The sequence below is a fragment of the Macrococcus epidermidis genome, from assembly GCF_003259695.1.
Taxonomy (GTDB): Bacteria; Bacillota; Bacilli; order Staphylococcales; family Staphylococcaceae; genus Macrococcoides; species Macrococcoides epidermidis.
The window spans coordinates 132061-156215 of record NZ_PZJH01000002.1 but is presented as its reverse complement, the minus strand read 5'-3'; the positions used below and the strand labels follow the sequence as shown (position 1 = coordinate 156215).

Genomic DNA, 24155 nt, shown 5'->3' with positions numbered 1-24155 from the left:
CCATTCAATACAATTTCGTATTGAATGGCTTTTTCATAATTTACTGACGATATACATGAATCGTTGGTTCTTTATCACCTTTATTTTTCACGATTAACGCAAGTGGTTTATCGTTATCTACGATAGAGATTTCTAAATTATCGACTTGACTGAAATTCTTCATTGCTAAGTCTGCAATATATTGTGTAACCCCTACTACTTCTGCTTTACCAAAGTAGTCTAATGGCACATTAATATTCAGCTCTTTAATCGAATCGTTTACAAAATAACCTGTTCCTATGGATTGCGTAAAGTTTGGAAAGTACGTTTGTAGCTGATCGTTAAATTGTTTATAATCATTATTTAATTTCTCATTTAATTTATCTGCATCAGCTGAAGGTAGCAATACATACTTCTCATTTACAGACTTCCATTTTCCAATCTTCTTACTGCTTTCCTCACTTACAGCGTAAGAGACAAAATTCCCTGGAGTAATACTTTCTGATGATGATTGTATAAAGATTGCAAACGTAATCGGAATATCTTTTAATTCCTGTTTCACACGTAAGCGAGATAGTATCTCATCTGCCATTGCTTTCCCTTTTTTCTCAACTTCTTTTTTATCTAAATTTTCACTATACACTTCACCATATGCTTCTTTTTGATAGTAGTAAACACTATTCATCGCAAGGCCGATTGTCATACCGGAAATTCTCTTACGTTTTGCGTCTGATTCCGTAAAGAAGTCCTGTTCAATAATATGCGATAAATAAGCTGGCGATTCTTTTGCAATCTTCGTTGGATCTGTTTCACCTTTATGCGATGGATTCAAACCGAAGTTGGCATATGCATTTTTTTCGATACGTTCATCTTTGTCCATCTTGTCTATTTCAGCTTTTGTATATTGTGGTTCCAGATAACTTTCTACAGCACTTTTTGTCAGTAATTGGCCATCGCGATACAAATACTCATCAGGAGAAAAAACGTTCTTACTGATACGTAATAAACCTGTTTCAAATGCTTCTCCATTATAGCTGCTAGACATATTTGTACTTGTTAATCCACGTGCCTGACTTTCTTTAAACGGTAATAACGTTCTAAAATAGTCATTTGAAATTTGAATATCAGTAGCAATTTGCTTTTCTTCTTTTTCTTTATTCTGCTCATTAGTCGTCGTTTCAGAATTCGAACAACTTGCTAATATAAGTGTCGATAATACTAAATAGCCTAAACGTTTCATCTTTTTCTCCTAACTATTATTACTTAAGTGCTTCTATCATCATTGTTTCATTCCAGACTTCAATACCTAAAGTTTGTGCTTTTTCAAGCTTGCTTCCAGCGTCTTCTCCTGCTATGACTAAATCTGTTTTCTTCGTTACAGAACTTGTCACTTTAGCACCCAGATTAGTAAGTGCTTTTGTTGCATCACCACGTGACATTATATTTAATTTACCTGTCAGTACAATGGTTTTATTACCGAATACCGGATGAATTTCGATATCTTCTTTTTTCTGTCCATTATACGTCATATTAACGCCACTCGCAGCGAGTTTATCAATTAAATTAATAATATCTTCATTTTGCAGATAAGTAACGAGTGACTGCGCCATTTTATGTCCAATATCATCTATTTCAGTTAATGCTTCTATTGTAGCAGATTTTAAGCGATCCATTGTATGATATTCCTGTGCTAATATTTGACTTGCTTTAGCACCTAGATGACGAATGCCTAAACCGAATAATAATCTTTCGAGTGAATTGGATTTCGATGCTTCTATTGCGCTGAGTAGTTTATCTACTTTCTTCTCACCCATGCGTTCAAGCGGTAGAAGTTGTTCACGTGTTAAATTATAAATATCTGCAACATCATGAATGATACCTTCCTGATATAAGCTTTGTACAATGCGTTCACCAAGTCCATCGATATTCATCGCGGTTCTTGAAACGAAGTGTATGACTCCTTCTACAAGTTTCGCATCACATTTCGGATTAATACAACGTAATGCCACTTCTCCTTCAATACGTACAAGTTCATGACCACATGACGGACATACTTCAGGCATATGATAAGTTGTTGCACCCTCAGGTCTACGATCAAGTACGACACGGACAACTTCAGGAATAATTTCACCAGCTTTACGAATAACGACAGAATCTCCGATACGAATATCTTTTTCGTGAATCAGATCTTCATTATGAAGTGATGCACGTCCAACAGTCGTACCTGCAACATTAACAGGTTCTAAAATCGCAGTTGGTGTTACCACACCCGTCCTTCCGATAGATAGTTCAATATCGTTTAATGTCGTTACAACTTCTTCTGCAGGAAACTTATAAGCAATTGCCCATTTCGGTGATTTAGCTGTAAATCCTAATTCATCCTGTTTCGCTAAATTATTAACTTTAATAACGATACCATCAATATCGTATGCTAAATTTTCACGTTTTTCTGTCCAGAGCTTAATATATTCAAAAACTTCCTGCATATCCTTACATAATCTACGTTCAGGGTTTGTCTTAAATCCAATTGCATCAAGTCGATCTAATGCTTCACTTTGACTTGATGCATTAATCTCACGTAAATCATTCACACTGTACAAGAAGATATCAAGCTTTCGTTTAGCGGCAAGCCTTGAATCAAGCTGACGTAATGAACCTGCAGCAGCATTTCGTGGATTTGCTGCCAATTGTTCACCATTTGCAGCGCGTTGTTCATTTAATGCGATAAATGATTTTTTCGGCATATAAGCTTCTCCACGTACTTCAAACGTTAACGGTTCTTTAATCGTTAATGGTATCGCATAGATGGTTCTTAAATTTTCAGTGATATTCTCACCAGTCGTTCCATCACCACGTGTTAATCCCTGAACAAAGACGCCATCCACATATTTTAGTGAAACAGCTAGTCCATCTATTTTTAGCTCTACCATATATTCTACGTTACCTACTTCGTTTCTAACACGTGTATCAAATGCGATTAAATCTTCTTCGCTAAAAGCATTACCTAGACTTAGCATCGGTGTATCATGATTTACTTTATCAAACTTGGATAAAGGTTCAGCTCCGACACGAACCGTTGGTGAATCCTGAGTTTTCAGTTCAGGATGCTTCTCTTCTATAGCAATTAATTCGTGTAATAGCTTATCATATTCTGCATCCGGTACTGTTGGATTATCCAATACGTGATATTCATAATTATATCGATGTAAAAGTTGATGTAATTCCTGAACTCTTTTTTCCATTGGTTACTCCTTTTTTTCAATCGGTGCAAACTGACTTAATAGACGTTTCATACCAACTGATTTAAATATAATATCAAGTTCTGTTGAACCATTCTTTTCACTAACGTTGCTTACTAAACCTTCTCCCCAGGCTTTATGCATAACTTTATCGCCAACTTTATAGTCACTCGGTGCTGCACTCTGCTGGTTTGCTGTACTCGTCATTCGTCTTGCAGGTCCTCGTTTCACACCTTTAGGGTATGTTGGTCTAGTCGGTGTATCTAAAATGTCGTCAGGAATTTCAGTAATAAATCTTGACTTTCTATTCGCCTGAGTTCTACCGAATAAACTGCGCATATCTGCATGTGTTAAATAGAGATGTTCTTCAGCACGTGTAATTGCAACGTACATCAATCTACGTTCTTCTTCCATCTCACTGTCACTATTCAAGCTTCTTGAATGTGGAAAGATCGTTTCTTCAAGTCCTGCAATAAATACCACTTTAAACTCCAGACCTTTTGCTGAGTGCATCGTCATCAATGTAATACCTGCTTCTAAATCTGCATTATCAACATCTGCCACAAGTTGTAAGTCCGTCAGGAAATTAATCAATGACTGTTCTTCGTCGGGTGTTTCTTTTTCATAATCTTTCGGTACACTCATAAACTCCTGAATATTTTCAATACGTGACTGAGATTCTAATGTGTTCTCTGCTTCTAACATACGCATATAACCTGTTTGTTCAAGCACTTCTTCTGCAAGTTCAGAAACAGACAAGAATTCCTGCTGTTTCATAATGTTATCTAACATATTATAGAACTGGACAAGCTTTTCAGTCGTCTTTTTCGGTAAACCGATAAAGTCAACTTCAGCTAAGGCATCAAAATAACTCAAACCATTATTCTCAGCATAGGCTATAATTTTATCTAACGCAGATGGTCCAATGCCTCGTTTAGGCGTATTAATAATACGTGTAAAACTAATATCTTCATTACTATTGGCGATTAATCTCAAATAACTTAAAATATCTTTAATCTCTTTTCTATCGTAGAATTTTGTTCCGCCAACCATCGTATAGTTAACATTTGATTTCATCAAAGTTTCTTCCAGTACACGAGATTGTGCATTCGTACGATATAGAATCGCCATATCTTTTAAAGCATAACCTTCACGCTTTTTCTTCAATATTTCAGATACAATATATTCTGCTTCAGAACGTTCTGACTGTGCTTTATAATAATTAATTTTAGAACCGTGATCATTATCTGTCCATAATGCTTTAGGCTTACGTTCTGTGTTATTTTTTATCACTTCATTGGCAGCAAATAATATATTTTTCGTTGAACGATAGTTTCGCTCTAAAAATATTGTCTTCGCATCTTTATAATCTTTTTCAAAACTTAAAATATTATAAATATCTGCACCACGCCACCCATAGATAGATTGATCTGAATCCCCTACGACACATAAATTTTTAAACTTGTCAGCGAGCATCTTAACAAGCATATATTGCGCCCTATTTGTATCCTGATATTCATCGACGTGAATATACTGAAATTTATTCTGGTAATAATCTAATACATCCGGTACTCGTTCAAATAACTTTAATGTCATCATAATTAAATCATCAAAGTCGAGCGCATGGTTTTTAAGTAATTTCTCCTGATATTGTTTATACACTTTTGCAACCATCACACTCATAAAATCATTTGCATCCGCTTGTGCATCATCAGGTGTTTTTAGTTCATTTTTTAAATTAGAAATCTCACCGACAAACATTCTTGGATCATATTTTTTCGGATCAATATTCTCTTTTTTCAGTATATCTTTTACGACCGAACGCTGATCAGTCGGATCAAGTATTGTAAAATTCCGTTCGATACCTATTCTATCGATATCACGTCTTAAAATTCTCACACACATCGAGTGAAACGTTGAAATCCATATTACGTCTGATGCGTCGCCGATAATATTCTTCACACGCTCTTTCATCTCTTTGGCTGCTTTATTTGTGAATGTTATTGCTAATATTTTATAAGGTGATACATCTTTTTCATCGATTAAATAAGCAATGCGGTGTGTTAGAACACGTGTTTTACCGGAACCTGCTCCTGCCATGATAAGGAGTGGTCCTTCTGTCGTCTTCACTGCATTCTGTTGCTCTTCATTCATGTTCTTTAATAAATCATTCACAATATTAACCCCTAACCTTTACAGTTTGTAATGCACTTTTGATATCTGTATAAATTACATTTCCTACTACGATCGTATCTGCTACTTCGAACATCTCACGCGCTTTCTGTAATGAATCAATACCGCCTCCATAGATAAGTCGCGTTTGATTCAGTCTTTCTTTGGCTGCCTTAACCATACTTACATCTCCATATGTGCCACTATATTCGATATACATCGCTTTCAACCCATACAACTGCTCAATCATATCTGCATAAGCGGCAATATCGTCGTGATTTAAATCTGTATGACTACGCGTTAACTTCGCTACTTTACTTTCCGGATTTAACACTACATATCCTTCCATAGTAAATAAATCATAATCCATCATATGCCCCATCTGTTTAATCGCTTCGTGTAACATACCATTATGAAAATGAACGTTATCACTATTTAACACTGAAGGAATTAAATAATGATCAAACCCTGGAATCGCACTTTCGATATTTGAAATTTCTAATACACATGGTACAGGATAGCGGCGAACGCGACTCATTAAATCTAATACGTTTTCCATCGTCACATTATCTGAGCCACCGATAAAAATTGCATCTGTACCTGATTCACAAATACGTTCTAAATCAATATCGCTGATTTCTTTTGCAGGATCTAACTTGAATACATGTTGCCAGTCTTGAATCTCGTACATAAGGTGTCTCCTTTTATAATAATAATGAATATTATATCATTTTTTTGTGCATTTTTAATGCGAAACGAAACATATGTTTGCATAAAAATAACACCTACTGTGAGGTGTTAATTTCTATTGTTGGTTGCTCTGTTAATGGTTGATCTAATATGGGTTGTTCTGAAGTAAGTTGTTCTGATATTGGTTGTTCTATGGTTAATATTTCTGATGTTGATGCTTCAGTTGTTGGTTGTTCCGTTGTTGCTACTTTTCGAGAGATTTTTTTCGCAACCGGCTTTTTGTATACACCTAAATATTCTTCTAATGTTTGACCAGAGCGGTATAACTTTGCTGCATGAACTTTCCCAACATAGCGAATATGCCACGGTTCATAGCGGTAGCCGGTAATATGCGTTTTATCTTTGCCATAACGGATAATAAAGCCATATTTATGTGCATTTTCTTTTAACCAGTTTCCTTCGGGTGTTTGTCCAAACTGAATACTCATGTTGGCTACTGATTCACGTGAACCGATATCATATGCAAGACCTGTCTGATGCTCTGATTGCCCAGGTTTTGCACTATATGATTCTGCAATTTGCTGACCATCTAAAGCAACAAATTTATCATACAATGCTTTCTGGGCAGCATAACTGCGATATCCACTGCGTACAACAAGATGCATATTATCTTTTTGGGCATCCACAATCATCTTATTTAATATCTTTCTGACATTTTTATTTTCTCCAGGATTATACGTTGATGGTAAACTAATTTTTTTATTTACAATAAGAATTCCGTTAATATATGTCACACCATTTTTAACTTCTTTCTTGTATTTTGTTACCTGTTTTTTCTGCAATGCTTCTTTTTTCTGTTGTACTGCTTTATTTTTCTTTTGTGTGTCTTTTGTATCAGCTGCTTTTTCTTCGCTTTTTTCAGGCTTAATTATAGACTCCGGAAGGCTACAGCTTGTAAGTAATAACACTGATGCTAATAATATTTTCTTCATTTGTTTCTCCTTAATATCGAACTACTTCAAACCAAGGTATTCTTCTAGAGTCAATCCACTTGATTTGACTTTCTGAGCTATTTCTTTACCTAAATATCTCAAATGCCAAGGTTCATATTGATAGCCGGTAATATCTGTTTTGCCTTTAGGATATCTTATGATAAATCCATAATCCTGAGCATTTTCTTTTATCCATTTACCTTCAGCCGTGTTTTCAAAAGAAACTTTAAAATCATCTGTTCCGGCAGTATTGCCTAAATCAAATGCTAATCCTGTCTGATGTTCAGAATGCCCTGGACGCGCACTATACGTATCCGCTTTACTTTGACCGTCTCGTGCTACGTAATTGTTATATAATTCAGTTTGCGTCGCATAACTTCTAAATCCACTGCGTAATACCAGGTTTAGACCTTGTGCATTACCTTGCTGTATTAACTGATCAATCGCTTGTCTTGCTTCTTGTATTTCGCCTGGTGCATACGACTCAGGTAAGGCAATATCTTTATTCACGATTAATATATTATCAATATAAGTTATACCATCTTTGACTTCTTTTTGATGTTTTTTATGGTTTGATGGCGTTGTAGTAGCATCAGAAACAGTAGTCTCTTTTTCTGAAGACATTTCTGTCTGCTGTGTTGAGTTCTTATGTGTTTGTTGATTGGTTTCACCTTGATTACAGGCAGCTAATAGGATAGCTGACAATACTAGCAAAGATTTTTTCATGTCTTCTCCTCATTTCATTTACTATTATATGCCAAAAAAAGTACTGAATCAAATATGACCCAGTACTTGGAAATTAAGATTTTGTTTCGATATTCATTCTGTCTAAAACCATCGTATAGGCATCGTTTCCCCATTGTAAAGAGCGTTTCACTCTTGAGATAGTAGCTGTTGATGCACCTGATTCTTTTTCAATTGCAGCGTATGTATATCCTTGTTTAATCATCTTAGCAACAAGTAGACGTTGTGATAAAGATTGAATTTCATTCACTGTGCAAAGATCATCAAAGAATTGATAACATTCTTCACGAGATTCCAGCGTTAGAATTGCATCGAACAATTCATCTAGTTGTTTCCCCTTAATTTTCTCGATTTGCAATATCAACACCCCTTAAACTTTAGTACTTATATTTTAATGCATTACATTGTTAAAGTACAGCAATACAGTATATCACTCTATATCATTTAACAAAAAAACGTATAATATAATTTTATTCAAATTTTAAAAAAATGTAAATTACTTTTTAATTTAATATTGTTAAAAAAGTTTAAAAGTACTAAAAAAAAAGAATCTCCGAAGAGATTCTTTTTTAAACGTTATTCTAAACCAGCACGTTTGAATAATGTATCGATTTGATTTAAATGATGATTTTCGTTGAAGCATTCATCTAATTCTTCTTTTGATAATAAGTCAGTGATCTTGCTATCCTGTTCAACTAACTCACGGAATGGTGTCTTCGTTGCCCATGATTCCATCGCTTTCGGTTGCACTGTATCATACGCTTCCTCACGTACCATACCTTTATCGATTAACGTTAACATTACACGTTGTGAATAGATTAAGCCGAAAGTTTTTTCCATGTTCGCTTTCATGTTTTCTTCGTAAACTGTTAAGTTATCGATGATGTTTGTGAAACGATTTAACATGTAATCTAAAGCGATTGTAACGTCTGGTAACATAATACGTTCAGCAGATGAATGTGAAATATCACGTTCGTGCCATAATGGTACGTTTTCATAAGCTGTTGTTAAGTAGCCACGAATGACACGCGCGATACCAGTAACGTTCTCTGAACCGATCGGGTTACGTTTATGCGGCATTGCCGAAGATCCTTTCTGACCTTTAGCAAACGCTTCTTCAACTTCACGTGTTTCAGTTTTTTGTAATCCACGTACTTCAACAGCAAACTTTTCGATTGATGTAGCAATTAAACTTAATGTTGCAATGTAGTATGCATGACGGTCACGTTGTAATGTCTGTGTAGAGATTTCAGCGCATCCTAATCCTAATTTCTCACATACGTAGCTTTCAATTTCAGGTGGAATGTTCGCAAAAGTTCCAACAGCACCACTCATCTTACCAACTTCAATTTCTTTACGTACTTCTTTGAAACGCTTTAAGTTACGTTGCATTTCCATATACCATAAAGCCATCTTTAAACCGAAAGTAGTAGGCTCAGCATGCACACCGTGTGTTCTACCCATCATTAAAGTCGTTTTATGCTTTAAAGCTTTTTGTTTTAATACTTCGATGAATTTCTCAAGGTCTTCCTCGATAATGTCATTTGCTTGCTTGATCATATAGCTTAATGCAGTATCGACAACATCTGTACTCGTTAAACCATAATGTACCCATTTCTTTTCTTCGCCTAATGTTTCAGATACCTGGCGTGTAAATGCAACGACATCATGACGCGTTTCTAGTTCTATTTCTTTCGCACGTTCTACATCTACACGTGCATTCTGACGGATTAATTTAACATCTTCTTTCGGGATATATCCAAGCTCTGCCCAAGCTTCACTTGCTAAAATTTCTACCTCCAACCATGCTTCAAATCTGTTTTGCTCCGTCCAGATATTAGACATTACTTCTCTTGAATAACGTTCAATCATGAATAAATTCCTCCGTTTTTTAAAGTCAATAGTAGTATAACAAAAAAATTAAAATCCGTACATTGTTATTTTGATTACTAAAAAAGTTCGTAAAAATTAGCAACTAGTCATTTATTATATTTAGTTTATCATGTACCATTCATATTTGCTTACAAAAACAGACTGAAACATATGTTTCAGTCTGCCATTTCATTTATTCGGTTATCTTCTTGCCGGTAAAGATGATCTGTTCTTTATATACTTCGATTTCACCTTTTTCGTTTTCCTTGAAAATTGGTTTTTGGAATCTTTTTACCGGCGTATACCCAGCTTCTCTCATACGTTCTAAACATTCGGCAATCGTCTCATTATCTCTCACTTCAAATTTCATCTGCATCATACGCCTTTAAACGAGTACTTTTAACACCCTTCACCCAGAAACCACCGTGGATATTCTTAGGTTCATATGCGATAATAAACGCTTTTGGATCAAGATTCTTTACTGTATCCATTAATTTTAATTCATATTTACGTGGTGTTAAGATTTGCATGACTAAACGTTCTCCGTCACGACCTTGTGCAGCATAATGCGTTACACCATAACCTAAGTCACGTAACGTACGAGGGATTTCTTTATCATATTCTGCTGTCGTAACATTGACAACAATATAACCTAAAGCTATCATCTCCTCTATTTTCATTCCGACAATAATCCCTACACCAAATCCTAGTGCATAAGCAATAATATTCTCGATTTTATCTAGACTGTTCATGACAAGTCCTAGTCCTACTACATAAATAATAACTTCCACTACTGATACGGCAGCTGCTAAATAACGATAACCTTTTAACGTTAATATCATACGCATTGTTAGGCAAGTGACATAAAAAATATTAATGATAAATATCAGTGCCACTACTGCCCATTGATTACTTAATATATCCATTTCAATCCTCCTGGCTTTAATACATTAACACTATACCATTATTATCGAATGATTTCATGGACAGAAAAACGCGTAATCGGTAACATACGTTTATGTTGCGTTCTTAAATAATGCTGTTCTATTGTCTTAGCAGCTTTAGCATCGATCGATTTGCCTTCTAAATAATCATCAATTTGCTTATATGTTACACCCAGTGCAACTTCATCTGGTAATTGTGGTTTATCCTCTTCAAGATCTGCAGTCGGTACCTTATTGTAAAGATGCTCCGGGCAATCAAGAAGTTGAAGAATTGATTTACCTTGACGTTTATTTAAGCCTGCAAGCGGAAAGATGTCTGCTCCACCATCACCAAACTTCGTGTAAAAACCAGTAATACTTTCTGCTGCATGATCCGTACCGATAACAATACCACTATGAAATGCTGCGATAGAATATTGTGCTTTCATACGCTCACGTGCTTTTTCATTGCCTTTTTGAAAATCCGTTAAAGTAACACCTTGAGTATTTAATGTCGCAATACTCGCATCAACTGCATCTTTAATATTTATTGTATAAATTTTATCCGGATTGATATAGTCAAGTGCATCCTGACAATCTTGTTCATCTTTTTGCACACCATAAGGTAATCTAACAGCAACAAACTTCACATCTAATCCTTCACTTTGCAGTTCAGTTGCTGCAATTTGTGATAGTTTACCCCCTAAAGTAGAATCTTGTCCGCCTGAAATGCCTAGTACTAGAGATTTGATAAATGGATTTTGTTTAACGTAGTTTTTTATGAAGACTACGATAGTTCTATAAGTCTCTTCGGGATTAATCTCTGGCTGAACATAAAGTGATTTTATAATATCTTGTTGTAATGACATTTACTTCACTTCTTTCACTTTTTTAGATACTTCATAAATTTCCTGATTTTTCTTTTCCCAACATAGCGTACTTAAATCTACAGGATATTCTTCAGGATTTAAATAGCGCGTTGTTTCTTCCCATAATAATGCCAGATTCTCTTTTAAATATTCACGTGACTGTTCTAAATTAGGTACATCGTACACTAACTTTCCATCAACAAAGATGTCCTTATGAAGATCTTTTGCTGTGAAATCATTGATCCATTTTTGTTTATACGTATGAATCGGATGAAACATCTTTAACGGCTTTTCTTTAGATGGCTCTTCGAAATCTAAAGTGATATAATCACCTTCTGATTTTTTCGTCTGATTATTTATAATACGATATACATTCTTTTTACCCGGTGTCGTTACTTTTTCAGCATTATTTGATATTTTAATACGATCTTCTAATTGCCCTGCTTTATTTTCAATGGCAACAAGTTTATAAACTGCACCTAATGCGGGTTGATCAAACGCTGTAATTAATTTAGTACCGATACCCCAGGCAGTTATCTTTGCACCCTGTAACTTCAAATTAGTAATTGTTTCTTCATCTAAGTCATTTGAGGCAAATATTTTTGCATCCGGGAATCCCGCTTCATCTAACATACGACGTGCTTCTTTTGATAAGTATGCTAAATCTCCGGAATCTAAACGGATGCCGACAAAATTAATCTTATCACCTAATTCTTGTGCTACACGAATCGCGTTCGGTACACCAGACTTTAACGTATGGAAAGTATCTACAAGGAAGACACAGTTTTTATGACGTTCTGCATATTTTTTAAACGCAATATATTCATCATCATACGCTTGTACCATCGCATGCGCATGCGTCCCTGACACTGGAATGCCGAATAACTTACCTGCACGAACGTTACTTGTCGAATCAAATCCAGCAATATATGCTGCACGTGTCCCCCAAATTGCAGCATCCATTTCCTGCGCACGTCGTGTTCCGAATTCCATTACAATTTCATCACCAACAACTTGTTTTATACGACTTGCTTTCGTTGCAATAAGTACCTGGAAGTTCACAATATTTAATATTGCAGTCTCCAGTAACTGCGCTTGTATTAATGGTGCCTCTATACGTAATAACGGTTCGTTATTAAAGCAGATTTCTCCTTCCTGCATCGAACGGATATTACCTGTAAATCTTAAATCTTTTAAATATGCGAGATAATCATCCTGATATCCTAAAGACTTTAAATATTCCATATCCGTTTCAGAAAATTTAAATCCTTTAACGTAATGAATGACACGTTCCAGACCCGCGAACACAGCATAACCACCATCAAATGGCATACTTCTGAAATAAACATCAAAGACTGCTATTTGCTCGTGGATACCATCATTCCAGTAAGTTTCACCCATATTAATCTGGTATAAATCTGTATGTAACATTAGACTATCGTCAGCATAGTTGTACATTGCTTCATCTCCCCAACAATTTTATAATTATCTATTAATGATTTATTTTACGTTTTGAACTGATATATATTAAATTCATATTAACATACCGCTTACATTTAGGCATTACCAACGCATTCTGATACAATCAAAAATAAGGAGGTCGTTATGTTTAAGAAAAATTTCATTATACTCACCATCATTGTATCAATTTCCGGTTTAACACAAGGTATGTTATTACCTCTTATCGCCATCATCTTTGAACGTGATGATGTCCCTAGTTTTATCAACGGATTACATGCATCATCTTTATATATCGGTGTTTTTTTAGCATCATTATTTTTAGAAGGTCTGCTAAGGAAAGTAGGTTACAAGAATCTTGTCGTCATTGGCGCAATCATTATTGCAATATCGATGTCACTTTTCCCAGTGTATAAAGCAATGACATTCTGGTTTATATTACGACTGCTTGTTGGTGTCGGCGATAATATGCTCCACTTTGCTACACAATCATGGCTTACTGAAACAACACCGAAGCATAAACTCGGCCGAATCATCTCTTTTTATGGCTTAAGCTTCTCACTTGGCTTTATGGCAGGACCATTACTTGCTAAATTATACGAAGTACATACAAGCCTTCCGTTTCTATTAAGTGCAGTATTCACAATTACAGCGAGTGCCCTTGTATTTATGCTAAAAAATGAATTTCCTGAAGACAATCATTCAAAAATATCGTTTAAATCAACAACTATCAACTTTGGTAAAGTAATGAAGACGAGCTGGGTTGCATTCTTATTTCCGATGATGTACGGCATATTGGAAGCATGTCTCAACAGCAACTTTCCTGTTTATGCGATGAAGCAGGATATTCCTGTCAATCTGATTATTATTATCTTACCTGCGTTCAGTTTAGGTGCGATTATCTTCCAGGTACCTCTTGGTATGATTTCAGATAATATGAATCGTAATATCTTACTTACTATCGTGACTTTCATCGGTGCAATGCTATTTATGATGTGCCAAATCTTCAGTCACTCAGGCTATGTGTTAGTCGGACTCTTTTTTATTACCGGTATCTTTGTCGGCTCAATGTATTCTTTAGGTGTAACATTTATGACGGAGATTACTCCAAAATATTTGTTACCTGCAGGCAATTTAATGTGCGGTCTCATATTCAGTATCGGCAGTATATTAGGTCCGATATTAGGAGGACTAGTGATTCAAATATCTCATAACACACAATTTTTTAGCTATATCGCTTTTATATTACTCGCAATAAGCTGTGCTACATTTTACGATTATAAAAAGCGACAACAACCACAAACAGATTAATCAAAAAGCCCAAATCGGGCTTTTTTTATTGTAGAATAGAAATAATAAGAATAAATAAAAGTGAGGTGATACAATTGTTATTCGAAAAAGCTAAATCATTTATAAAACAGATGGGCAATGAATTAAACATTGAAGAAGATACGATTAATAAAAGATTACTGTCAATTCAACAAGAAATTGAGCATACCGGCTCTTATATACATACAACAGAAGAATTGACATACGGTGCACGTCTTGCCTGGCGCAATAGTAATCGCTGTATCGGTCGTCTTATATGGGATAAGTTAAATGTCGTTGATATGCGCCATGTAACAGAGGAAAAAGACTATCTCACTGCACTTGAAACACATATCGAGCGTGCAACAAATAACGGGAAAATTATTCCGACTATCACAATCTTTAATCAGCAAGCTAACATTAATTTCGAACTGCTAAACGATCAGCTTATTCGATATGCTGATGATCCAATTGTTAGTGATACGAAAAAATTAATTGAACATACCGGTTACAAATCATTCGGAAAATTTTTACCGTTACTCTATCGTTATGATAATCAATACAAAACATATGATATTCATCCTGACCTTATAAAAGAAGTACGTATTGAACATCCTGACTTTCCAAAGTTTAATGACTTAAATCTTCATTGGTATGCTGTACCGATTATATCTGGCATGGATTTATCTATCGGCGGTATTACTTATCCACTTTGTCCTTTTAATGGCTGGTATATGGAAAGTGAGATTGCAAGTCGTAATTTTCTAGATGATTATCGTTATAACTTACTGGAGCCTATCGCCCGCAGTATGGATTTAGATACAAGCAGAACGACGAGTTACTGGCGCGATAAAGTCGTCGTTGAATTAAACTATGCAGTTTATCATTCATTTAAACAGCAAGGCTATTCCATCGTTGATCATTACAACGCCAGCAGACAATTTTTAAAATTTGAAGAGAATGAAGCGGCAAATAATAGAAAAGTAACTGGAGACTGGACGTGGCTTATTCCTCCGATATCTCCTTCCCTTGTTCATAACTGGCACAAAGGTTACGACAATAGTTATCACGAACCGAATTTTTATTATAAAAAGAAAAAAGCAGCGTGTCCGTTTCATTAGGACACGTTGCTTTTATAACTCACCAACAGATTCATCTTTAGCAATCGTTTCTGCATAAAAATCATCTACTTCTATCTTTTTAATCTTTTTTAAGTTTTTATTTTGCATACACACGACATTTTTCGCTGCACCTATCTTTATGGTACATGTATTGTCTTCACTGAATTGATTATCGATGATATAGATATCTTTATTCTTCTTACCATCATAACTCTGAAATAATATTGCGTATTTATCATTGATAGAGTGAAAATGATTGTTACGTATAACAGTCATTTCACCTGCTTGAGCACCATGGTCTCTCCCGTATAGATCAAGTGAATATTTCCCCTGCTTCGTTGCTAAATAACGTATACCACCATTACAGTCATTAAAGGTATTATCATATACATGCAATACTTTTGATTTTAGGAAAGTAAGTGCATAATCTCCCATCTTGTCAAACGTATTATTTTTTACAGTGATATTCTCATAATAAATTTCATATGTGCTGGCATGACTGCCTATCGCTCTGTTCCACGGTTTCATCATCGGTTCATTAGAATTACCGAAATAACAGTTTTCAATGATGACATTCTTCGTCACTGTGCCATCATATTCACCGAACTTAGGGAAAGAGTCTTTCAGTTGTAGATCTAGTTGAATCGCTTCACTAAAAGCACGTTCTCCACTATCATCACGAAACCCGAGAAACTTACATCCCGATACTTTAAAACCATCGATACCACATGCATCTATCGCATGGCCCTGAACAACATTTTTAAAGGTTACATCTTTAATTTCAATTTCACGCGCATGACCAAGCGACATAATACTATTATTGAAATTTAGGACATGACCATATTGATCAAACGTCCCACCTTCAATCTTAATATAACCATTACCATCGTACCCTTTATATCCTTCACTTTTCCTACCATTTTTAAGCATTGCAAAAGGACTCATTCGGCGCAAAACAGCATCAAGATGCAAATGTAAATAAGTGTGTGCATAAATCACTAATTCTTTACCGATGTAATATGTCCCTTCTGGAACATAAACTTCTACAGGCTCTTTTTTTGCCTGATTCAGTGCACGCTGTAAGCCAATCGTATCAAAAAGAACATGGCGACCCTTCGCACCAAAATCTTTAATATTAATCTTTTTCATTTATAACACCTTCAAATCATTTATAATGTAATTAAGATTATACCCTGTTTTAATCAACAGTATACTCTAAATTTAAAACTTACGTTTAAAGGAGCGCTGACGATGAGTGAAGCTTTATTAATTATTGATTATTCTAATGACTTTGTAGCACTTGATGGTAAACTGACGTGCGGAGAACCTGCAATTGCGCTGGAAGAGACAATGGTTAAAAAATGGAATGACTATAAAGATAACAATAAGCCGATTTTTGTATTGATGGATCTACATTTTGAAAATGATACTTATCATCCTGAAACGAAATTATTCCCACCGCACAACATTAAAGATACGGATGGTAGACATCTTTATGGTAAGTTGCATGAACTCTATTTGCGTGATAAAGATAATAACCACGTATTCTGGATTGATAAAATGCGATATAGTGCGTTTAGTGGTACGCCTTTATTACAACTTTTACGCGAAAGAAATATAAAAGAGATCGAACTTGCTGGGGTATGCACTGATATTTGCGTACTTCATACAGCAGTAGAAGGGTATAATTTAGGCTTTGAAATGTCAGTCGATGAACGCGCGGTTGCTTCATTCAATCCGGAAGGTCATCGTTATGCACTACAACACTTCAAGAACGTATTAGGCATGACTGTAGAAGAGATCAAATAATCATGATAAAATAGATAAGAATTATACTAAAAGGAGACTATTATGAAAATTTTAACTTTCGGACATAAAAACCCAGATACAGACACAGTAACATCAGCTTTAGTAATGGAAGATTTACAAAAAGCTTTAGGAAAAGACATCGAAGCGGTTCGTTTAGGTGACTTAAATGGTGAAACAGAATATGCTTTAAAACACTTCAATGTAAATGCTCCCCGCGTGATCGAACGCTTACATGGTGAAGATGTTATCTTAGTTGACCATAACGAGTTTCAACAGTCAGCTGACGGCATTGAAGATGCGAATATCTTAATGGTAGTAGATCATCACCGTATTGCTAACTTTGAAACAGCAGGACCTTTATACTACCGTGCAGAACCAGTTGGTTGTACAGCAACAATCTTAAACAAGATGTATAAAGAACATGGTGTTGAAATTAAACCTGAAATTGCAGGCTTAATGGTATCTGCTATTATTTCAGATTCATTATTATTTAAATCTCCAACTTGTACAGATGAAGACGTTAAAGCTGCTGAAGAATTAGCTGCTATTGCTAACGTTGATATTCAATCTTACGGATTAGATATGTTAAAAGCTGGCGCAAATACTGCCGATAAGACAGCTGAAGAATTATTAAATATCGATGCAAAATCATTCTCAATGGGTGAGCACGAAGTTCGCGTTGCTCAAGTAAATACTGTTGATATCGATGAAGTATTAAGCCGTCAGGAAGAATTAGAAAATGCAATCAATGCTGAAACAGCACAAGAAGGATATGCATTATTTGTCCTTGTTGTTACTGACATCTTAAACTCTAACTCTAAAGTGTTAGCATTAGGACAACAACAAGCAGCAGTTGAAAAAGCATTCAATGTCGTATTAGATAAAAATACAGCTGTACTTGAAGGTGTCGTATCTCGTAAGAAACAAGTTGTTCCACAGCTTACAGATGTATTATCATAAATAGAAGAGGTGTTTGTCATGGAAATTATTCAAGGAAATAATAAATTCTATATCGGTGATGAAGCACAACCAGAAGCAGAAATCACTTTCCAGCCTTCAGGACAAGACACAATCGCAATCGACCACACATATACAGATCCAAAGTTACGTGGTCAGGGTATCGCTAAAGCTTTAGTATTAAAAGTTACAGATTATGCCAAGGCAAATAATTTAAAGATTATTCCTTTATGTTCATATGCACGTATCGTAATGGAACGTGATACCGAGTTAAAAGAACTGATTAAATAACAAAAAGAGACGCGGGGTGCGTCTCTTTTTGTTATATTTGAAAGAATGAAAAAATGGTATGGCTTTATTATAATTTAAATTTTCTGAATAATCAATAACTTATTTTATTAAAATGCCAATTTGTTTTTTTACTTCATCAATTACTTTCATTGTTTGATGTGAAGTCTCTAAATTGAGCGCCTTAAAATCTTTATTTTTAATCGCTTCTATGAAATGGGCTATTTCATATGACATAGGTGGTGCATCACTCACTATTTCATCAATAACTTCTCCATGACGATTCAACTTCTGAACTTTATTTGGTGCAGAGATTTTATCAATTAATATAATACCTTCTTCGCCAATAATCTCTGATGGTAAATGGCTATCAATAATTTTTGAATAGCTGAGTACAGATGTCATATAATGATGATTACAAATAATCGTACCTTGCCCATCAGCGCCAGTTGACAACAGTTTGCCAGTCGCCTGAATTGTTTTAGGCATTCCAAATAAATTAACTAAAGGACTAATAGTATAGACACCTAAGTCCATTAATGCTCCGTTTCCCAGTTCAGGTTTAAAAGCATTTTCTACTATACCATCTTTATATTTATCATAGCGAGAGGAATATTGATTATAGTGGAAGTTGGCACGACGAATGATTCCGATTTCTTTAATCCATTCATGAAGTTTGATAAAAGATGGTGAGTAGATACTTTTCATCGCTTCCATGAAGAACACATCATTATTTTCCATCGCCTGATACATTAAATTAAAGTTTTTTTCACTTGTGGCGATCGGTTTTTCGCATAAAACATGTTTCCCACGATTCATTGCTTGTATTGCCTGTTGATGATGTAATATATTTGGTGTAGCTATATAAATGATATCCACTGCTTCATCATTCAACAATTTATCCATATTATCTGTAAAGTTAGGAATATGATGTTTTTCTGCAAAACTTTGCGCACGTTCAATCGTTCTGGAATAGACGCTATGTAGTTCAAATTCTGGAACAGTAATACCTGCTTCGATAAATCGATCAGTAATCCAGTTTGTTCCGATAAGACCAAATTTCATTTATTTCACCCCGTAATTTTTATCGTTTGTTTATTAAATAGTATACACCTTAACAATGCTAAATGGAGGAATTTTCATGAATATTCACGAAGATATCAAAAAGATGAAAGACTATTTTGCAACGCACGAAACAAAGCAGATTAAACTAAGAAGAAAAAAATTAAAAGCGTTAAAAAAAGCAATAAAAGCCCATGAAACAGATATTATCGATGCTTTAAACAGCGATCTTGGGAAGGGAAAAGTTGAAGCGTACGCTACTGAAATTGGCATCGTGTTAAAAGAACTTTCTACATATATCAAGGAAATCAAAAACTGGAGCAAGGTGAAATCAATCAATACGCCGATGATGCAATTTCCTGGTAAAAGTTATTTAATGTATGAACCATACGGTACTGTGCTTATCATCGGACCATTCAACTATCCATTCCAACTTGTTATGTCCCCATTAATTGGTGCTATCGCAGCTGGAAACTGTGTAGTTGTCAAACCTTCAGAACATACACCTCAAACAAGCATTGTTATCGAACAAATTTTGAAGGAAGTCTTTGAACCTGAATACGTAAAAGTGATTCAAGGAGAAAAAGAAGTAACGTCAGCTTTACTGGACGTTCGATTTGATTATATCTTCTTTACAGGTAGTACAAAAGTAGGACAAATCGTCTATGAAAAAGCTAGTAAACACCTTACACCAGTTACGCTGGAACTCGGTGGAAAGAGCCCTACAATCATAGATGATACAGCTAATATTAAAGTGGCGGCTGAACGCATTGCGTTCGGTAAATTCATGAATGCCGGACAAACTTGTATCGCACCTGATTACGTATTGATTGACAATAAAGTGAAAGACAAATTTCTTAAAGCGATGCAATCTACATTGAATGAATTTTACGGGAAAAATGCTTTAGAAAGTGAAGACTATGGTCACATTATCAATGACCAGCACTTTAATCGCTTAACAGCAATGATTGATGAAGCACATGACCGTATTCTTATTGGAGGCGCTTCAAAAGCAGATGTACTACATATTGCACCGACACTTATTGATGCTCGATTAAACGACTTATCAATGCAGGAAGAAATATTCGGACCTATCTTACCGATCATCGGTTACAATTACAAAGAAGAAATTTTTGAAACAATTCAGCAATATGAAAAACCATTGGCATTATATATATTTAGCGATGATCATGATTTTATTAGAGACGTATTCACACGTGTATCATTTGGCGGCGGATGTGTAAATGATACAATCATGCATGTCGCTAATCCTTATTTACCTTTTGGCGGTGTGGGACATTCAGGTATGGGACACTACCACGGAAAATATACATTTGAATTATTCAGTCATCAAAAAGCATATATGACAAAAAGTACGAAGTTGGAATCCGGTATTATGTTTCCACCTTACAAAGGAAAATTCAGATACGTCAAACAAATATTTAAATGATATATAAATGAAAAAGGAAGATCTCAAATTTGAGATCTTCCTTTTTAGGTTAATTATTAAATTTCTTCGTCTCTTCTTTTACGAGAAGCTGCAATTAATGCGCCACCAGCTAATAATGCTGCTGCTGCACCAGTTGCAATTGCTGCATTGTTCGCTTCACCTGTATCCGGTAAATTGCTATCTGGTGTTACAGTAGCTTTCTCTGAATCATTAACGTCAGGTAATTGACCACCATCTGTTGGAGGTGTTACTGGAGTCTTATCATCTCCACCACCATCTGCTGGAGGTGTTACTGGAGTTTTGTCATCTCCGCCACCATCTGTTGGAGGTGTTACTGGAGTTTTGTCATCTCCGCCACCATCTGTTGGAGGTGTTACTGGAGTCTTGTCATCTCCGCCACCATCTGTTGGAGGTGTTACCGGAGTTTTGTCATCTCCGCCACCGTTGTCGCCAGGAGGTGTAATACCTGTATCACAATTTGGTCCAGCTTCGCCAGTACCATAGTAACCTTGGTCTACATTAGCGTTAGATTTATCTTTTAAGTTTACGATAACATCGATTGGACCATCTGAATCAACTTCATCATGTAAGTCTGCTTCGATATTAGCGATAACTGGTGACCAGTCTAATGGGTTGTGGAAGTTTACGATGTAAGTTCCTTCAGCTAAGCCATGGAACGCATATTCTCCCCAAGCATTAGTATAAGTTTCACCAATTGTATTACCAGAGTAGTCACGTAATGTTACACGTAATCCTACAACTGGGTTTTCTCCAGCGTCTTGCATGTTGTTACGGTTAGCATCCCACCATACTTTGTTTCCGATAGATAAGTTACCAGCTGTACCTTCACCGATAGAAACAACAGAACATACTTCTGGAGGTAATGGTAATTTTGTTGGAGGTGTTACTTCTCCACCGCCGCCTGGAGGTGTTACTGGTGGCGTTACTTCTCCACCGCCGCCTGGAGGTACAATAACTGGTGAACCAGTTTTTAATACATAACCTTGGTCTACATCAAAGTTACTCGCACCATTAATGACAACACGTACATCTGTTGGTCCATCTGAATCGATTACATCATGTAAATCAGCTTCTAAGTTAGCAATGACTGGTGACCAATCTAATGGATTGTGGAAATTAACGATATAAGTGCCGTTTGGTAAGTTATCAAATTGATAATGACCATTTGCATCAGTATAAGTTGTACCGATTAAGTTACCTGCTTCGTCACGAATTGTAACTTTTAAATCTTTAACAGGTGCTTCATTTGGATCTTGTAAGTTATCTAAGTTGCCTTCTTTATCTTGATCATCCCACCATACTTTATCTCCGATAGAGTATTTACCTTCAGGTCTAACTGGGTCTGGGGTTGGTTCTGGAGTCGGTTCTGGTTTACCAGGATCTGGCGTTGGAACTGGAGTAACTACTCCACCTCCACCATTATTTACATAACCTTGGTCTACATCCAGATTGTCTTTACCATTGATATCAGCTAAAACTGCCACAGGACCGTCTGAATCAATAACTTCGTCTCCTAAGTTAGCAATAACTGGTGACCAGCCAAGTGGTGTATCAAAATCAACACGGTAAGTACCGTTTGGTAAGTTATCGAATCTGTACTGACCGTTAGCATCCGTGTAAGTTTCACCTACAAAGTTACCAGCATAGTCATGTAAAGTTACTTTAATACCTTCGATACCTTTTTCGTCAGCATCCTGAACATTATTTGGCGCTTTAGTATCTTCCTCTAATTTATCTTCCCAAACTTTGTCACCTAAAGAATATTTACCAGTATCAGGTTTTTCTGTTGTTGGAGGTTCTTCAGTTGTTGCTGGTGGTTGTTCAACTGTTGGTGGTGCTTCTGTAGTTGGTGGTTCAGGGTTACCCGGTAAATCATTTACTGAATGTCCTGCACCTTTTTTATATCCTTGGTCTACATGTAATGAATCATTGTTGTTGATTACAACACGTATATCTGTTGGACCATCTGAGTCTCTATCATCACTTGCATCAAAATCAACGTTAGCGATAACAGGTGACCAAGTTAATGGGTTTTTAAACGTTACATTATAAGTACCATTTTTTAAACCAGTAAACTCATAGTAACCAGTTGCATCTAAAGATTTTTCCGCAACGATATTACCAGCTTCATCACGTAATTCAACTTTGAAAGCCGCTAACTCTTCTGGAGTAGCTAACACTAAACTTTCATTTTCATCACGTAAGTTGTTGTTCGCTTCACCGTTAGCGCCTAAAAGATCGTCAAAGATACGACCAGCAATTTTATGGTTGCCAGTGTCCTCAACTGGTGCTTCTGTTGTCGGTGCTTCTGTTGTCGGTGCTTCTGTTGTCGGTGCTTCTGTTGTCGGCGCTTCTGTTGTTGGTGCTTCTGTTGTTGGTGCTTCTGTTGTTGGCGCTTCTGTTGTTGGTGCTTCTGTTGTTGGTGGTTCTGTTGTTGGTGGTTCTGTTGTTGGCGCTTCTGTTGTTGGCGCTTCTGTTGTTGGTGGTTCTATTTTACTATCGTCATTAACGTTATAACCAGGAACGATATATCCTTGATCTAAATTAAAGTTGTCTGCTCCATTGATTTCAAATAATGCATCCGTTGGACCTACTGAGTTTTGACCAGTTCCAACGTGTTCATTTTGACGTACTCCCTGATAAGTTAAATCAGGTGCCACAAAGTTAATTTTATATTTTCCGTCTTTCAAACCTGAAATGCTCCAGTTACCATTAGCATCAGATACAGTTCTTGCTACTTCAGCTCCACCATAATCTGAAACTATAACAGTAATGTTACCAATTCCTTTATCTTCGCCGGCATCATACATATTGTTTAAGTTAAAATCATACCAAGTTTTATCTCCAATAGTATATGTCGCTTCTGATGCTGCTGCTTCAGTCGTTGCTGCCTCAGTCGTTGTTGTATCATCTGTTGCTGCAAGCGCTTGGTTTCCTGTAAATACTAAAGATCCAATTAAAATTGAAGCTGTACCCACAGATGAAAATTTTCTGATCGAAAATTTATTTAATCTGTTAGGAAGGAAATCTAATTTACTTTTGTTTGATTTTTTCATACAAAATCCTCCTTTAAAATAAAAACATGCAATAATGCTACAATGAACACATTATACACTTTAATTCTATAGACTTTATTTTCTTAAGTAAACCCTTATTAAATCGCTTAAGATTAAAATTAATATAATTTTCAGTATTCTTGAA

At 35.7% G+C, this 24155-nt stretch carries 21 protein-coding genes; 6 read left to right on the top strand and 15 right to left on the bottom strand.

The window, feature by feature from the left end:
• Nucleotides 1-40 precede the first annotated feature (40 nt).
• The 12 genes from BHU61_RS07445 to BHU61_RS07390 form a co-directional block, all read right to left on the bottom strand.
• Entirely contained in the window at nucleotides 41-1219 is a 1179-nt protein-coding gene (locus tag BHU61_RS07445; protein WP_111715816.1) for a CamS family sex pheromone protein, read from the bottom strand.
• A gap of 19 nt (nucleotides 1220-1238) precedes the next feature.
• Nucleotides 1239-3221, bottom strand: a complete 1983-nt coding sequence (gene ligA, locus BHU61_RS07440; protein WP_111715814.1) for an NAD-dependent DNA ligase LigA — start codon at nucleotides 3219-3221, stop codon at nucleotides 1239-1241.
• Between the two features lie 3 nt (nucleotides 3222-3224).
• Complete coding sequence (pcrA, locus tag BHU61_RS07435) at nucleotides 3225-5393, bottom strand: DNA helicase PcrA (protein WP_111715812.1); 2169 nt, start codon at nucleotides 5391-5393, stop codon at nucleotides 3225-3227.
• Nucleotides 5394-5397: 4 nt separating this feature from the next.
• Nucleotides 5398-6081, bottom strand: a complete 684-nt coding sequence (pcrB, locus tag BHU61_RS07430; RefSeq protein ID WP_111715811.1) for a heptaprenylglyceryl phosphate synthase — start codon at nucleotides 6079-6081, stop codon at nucleotides 5398-5400.
• A 94-nt stretch (nucleotides 6082-6175) separates the two neighbouring features.
• Nucleotides 6176-7072: a M15 family metallopeptidase gene (locus BHU61_RS07425; RefSeq protein ID WP_111715809.1), complete on the bottom strand. Its 897-nt coding sequence runs from the start codon at nucleotides 7070-7072 to the stop codon at nucleotides 6176-6178.
• Between the two features lie 21 nt (nucleotides 7073-7093).
• Complete coding sequence (locus BHU61_RS07420; RefSeq protein WP_111715807.1) at nucleotides 7094-7798, bottom strand: M15 family metallopeptidase; 705 nt, start codon at nucleotides 7796-7798, stop codon at nucleotides 7094-7096.
• A gap of 73 nt (nucleotides 7799-7871) precedes the next feature.
• Nucleotides 7872-8174, bottom strand: a complete 303-nt coding sequence (locus tag BHU61_RS07415; protein WP_099581011.1) for a YerC/YecD family TrpR-related protein — start codon at nucleotides 8172-8174, stop codon at nucleotides 7872-7874.
• 218 nt (nucleotides 8175-8392) lie between these two features.
• Nucleotides 8393-9688, bottom strand: coding sequence for an adenylosuccinate lyase (gene purB, locus BHU61_RS07410; RefSeq protein ID WP_111715806.1), 1296 nt, complete (start codon nucleotides 9686-9688; stop codon nucleotides 8393-8395).
• A 193-nt stretch (nucleotides 9689-9881) separates the two neighbouring features.
• Nucleotides 9882-10058 carry an NETI motif-containing protein gene (locus BHU61_RS07405; RefSeq protein ID WP_111715804.1) on the bottom strand — a complete coding sequence of 59 codons (177 nt, stop codon included), beginning with the start codon at nucleotides 10056-10058 and terminating at the stop codon, nucleotides 9882-9884.
• Nucleotides 10048-10614: a DUF2179 domain-containing protein gene (locus tag BHU61_RS07400; RefSeq protein WP_111715802.1), complete on the bottom strand. Its 567-nt coding sequence runs from the start codon at nucleotides 10612-10614 to the stop codon at nucleotides 10048-10050. Before BHU61_RS07400 ends, BHU61_RS07405 begins: the two co-directional genes overlap by 11 nt.
• Nucleotides 10615-10655: 41 nt before the next feature.
• Nucleotides 10656-11480: an ammonia-dependent NAD(+) synthetase gene (gene nadE / locus BHU61_RS07395; RefSeq protein WP_111715800.1), complete on the bottom strand. Its 825-nt coding sequence runs from the start codon at nucleotides 11478-11480 to the stop codon at nucleotides 10656-10658.
• Nucleotides 11481-12938 (bottom strand): nicotinate phosphoribosyltransferase, encoded by a 1458-nt coding sequence (locus BHU61_RS07390; RefSeq protein ID WP_111715799.1) that lies wholly within the window; start codon nucleotides 12936-12938, stop codon nucleotides 11481-11483.
• A 147-nt stretch (nucleotides 12939-13085) separates the two neighbouring features.
• On the opposite strand from BHU61_RS07390, the gene BHU61_RS07385 reads away from it, so the two are divergent.
• Nucleotides 13086-14249 (top strand): MFS transporter, encoded by a 1164-nt coding sequence (locus tag BHU61_RS07385; RefSeq protein WP_111715797.1) that lies wholly within the window; start codon nucleotides 13086-13088, stop codon nucleotides 14247-14249.
• Nucleotides 14250-14323: 74 nt separating this feature from the next.
• Complete coding sequence (locus BHU61_RS07380) at nucleotides 14324-15367, top strand: nitric oxide synthase oxygenase (protein ID WP_111715795.1); 1044 nt, start codon at nucleotides 14324-14326, stop codon at nucleotides 15365-15367.
• A gap of 12 nt (nucleotides 15368-15379) precedes the next feature.
• Here the strand turns inward: BHU61_RS07380 and BHU61_RS07375 are convergent, their stop codons facing one another.
• On the bottom strand, nucleotides 15380-16516 hold the full coding sequence (locus BHU61_RS07375; RefSeq protein ID WP_111715793.1) for a glycosyl hydrolase family 28-related protein: 1137 nt from the start codon (nucleotides 16514-16516) through the stop codon (nucleotides 15380-15382).
• Between the two features lie 102 nt (nucleotides 16517-16618).
• On the opposite strand from BHU61_RS07375, the gene BHU61_RS07370 reads away from it, so the two are divergent.
• Genes BHU61_RS07370 through BHU61_RS07360 form a run of 3 tightly spaced genes read left to right on the top strand, consistent with a single transcriptional unit; the run spans nucleotide 16619 to nucleotide 18424 of the window.
• Nucleotides 16619-17176, top strand: a complete 558-nt coding sequence (locus tag BHU61_RS07370; RefSeq protein ID WP_111715792.1) for a cysteine hydrolase family protein — start codon at nucleotides 16619-16621, stop codon at nucleotides 17174-17176.
• Nucleotides 17177-17215: 39 nt separating this feature from the next.
• Entirely contained in the window at nucleotides 17216-18136 is a 921-nt protein-coding gene (locus tag BHU61_RS07365) for a manganese-dependent inorganic pyrophosphatase (protein WP_170122503.1), read from the top strand.
• A gap of 18 nt (nucleotides 18137-18154) precedes the next feature.
• Nucleotides 18155-18424: a GNAT family N-acetyltransferase gene (locus tag BHU61_RS07360; protein ID WP_111715788.1), complete on the top strand. Its 270-nt coding sequence runs from the start codon at nucleotides 18155-18157 to the stop codon at nucleotides 18422-18424.
• 99 nt (nucleotides 18425-18523) lie between these two features.
• Here the strand turns inward: BHU61_RS07360 and BHU61_RS07355 are convergent, their stop codons facing one another.
• The gene (locus BHU61_RS07355) at nucleotides 18524-19486 is read right to left on the bottom strand and encodes a Gfo/Idh/MocA family protein (protein WP_111715786.1); all 963 of its coding nucleotides are present in this window, start codon (nucleotides 19484-19486) and stop codon (nucleotides 18524-18526) included.
• Between the two features lie 76 nt (nucleotides 19487-19562).
• Here BHU61_RS07355 and BHU61_RS07350 point away from each other — a divergent pair, with 76 nt between their 5' ends.
• Complete coding sequence (locus BHU61_RS07350) at nucleotides 19563-20933, top strand: aldehyde dehydrogenase (RefSeq protein WP_111715784.1); 1371 nt, start codon at nucleotides 19563-19565, stop codon at nucleotides 20931-20933.
• A gap of 56 nt (nucleotides 20934-20989) precedes the next feature.
• Here the strand turns inward: BHU61_RS07350 and BHU61_RS13405 are convergent, their stop codons facing one another.
• Nucleotides 20990-24010, bottom strand: a complete 3021-nt coding sequence (locus tag BHU61_RS13405; protein ID WP_170122501.1) for an SdrD B-like domain-containing protein — start codon at nucleotides 24008-24010, stop codon at nucleotides 20990-20992.
• Nucleotides 24011-24155 lie beyond the last annotated feature (145 nt).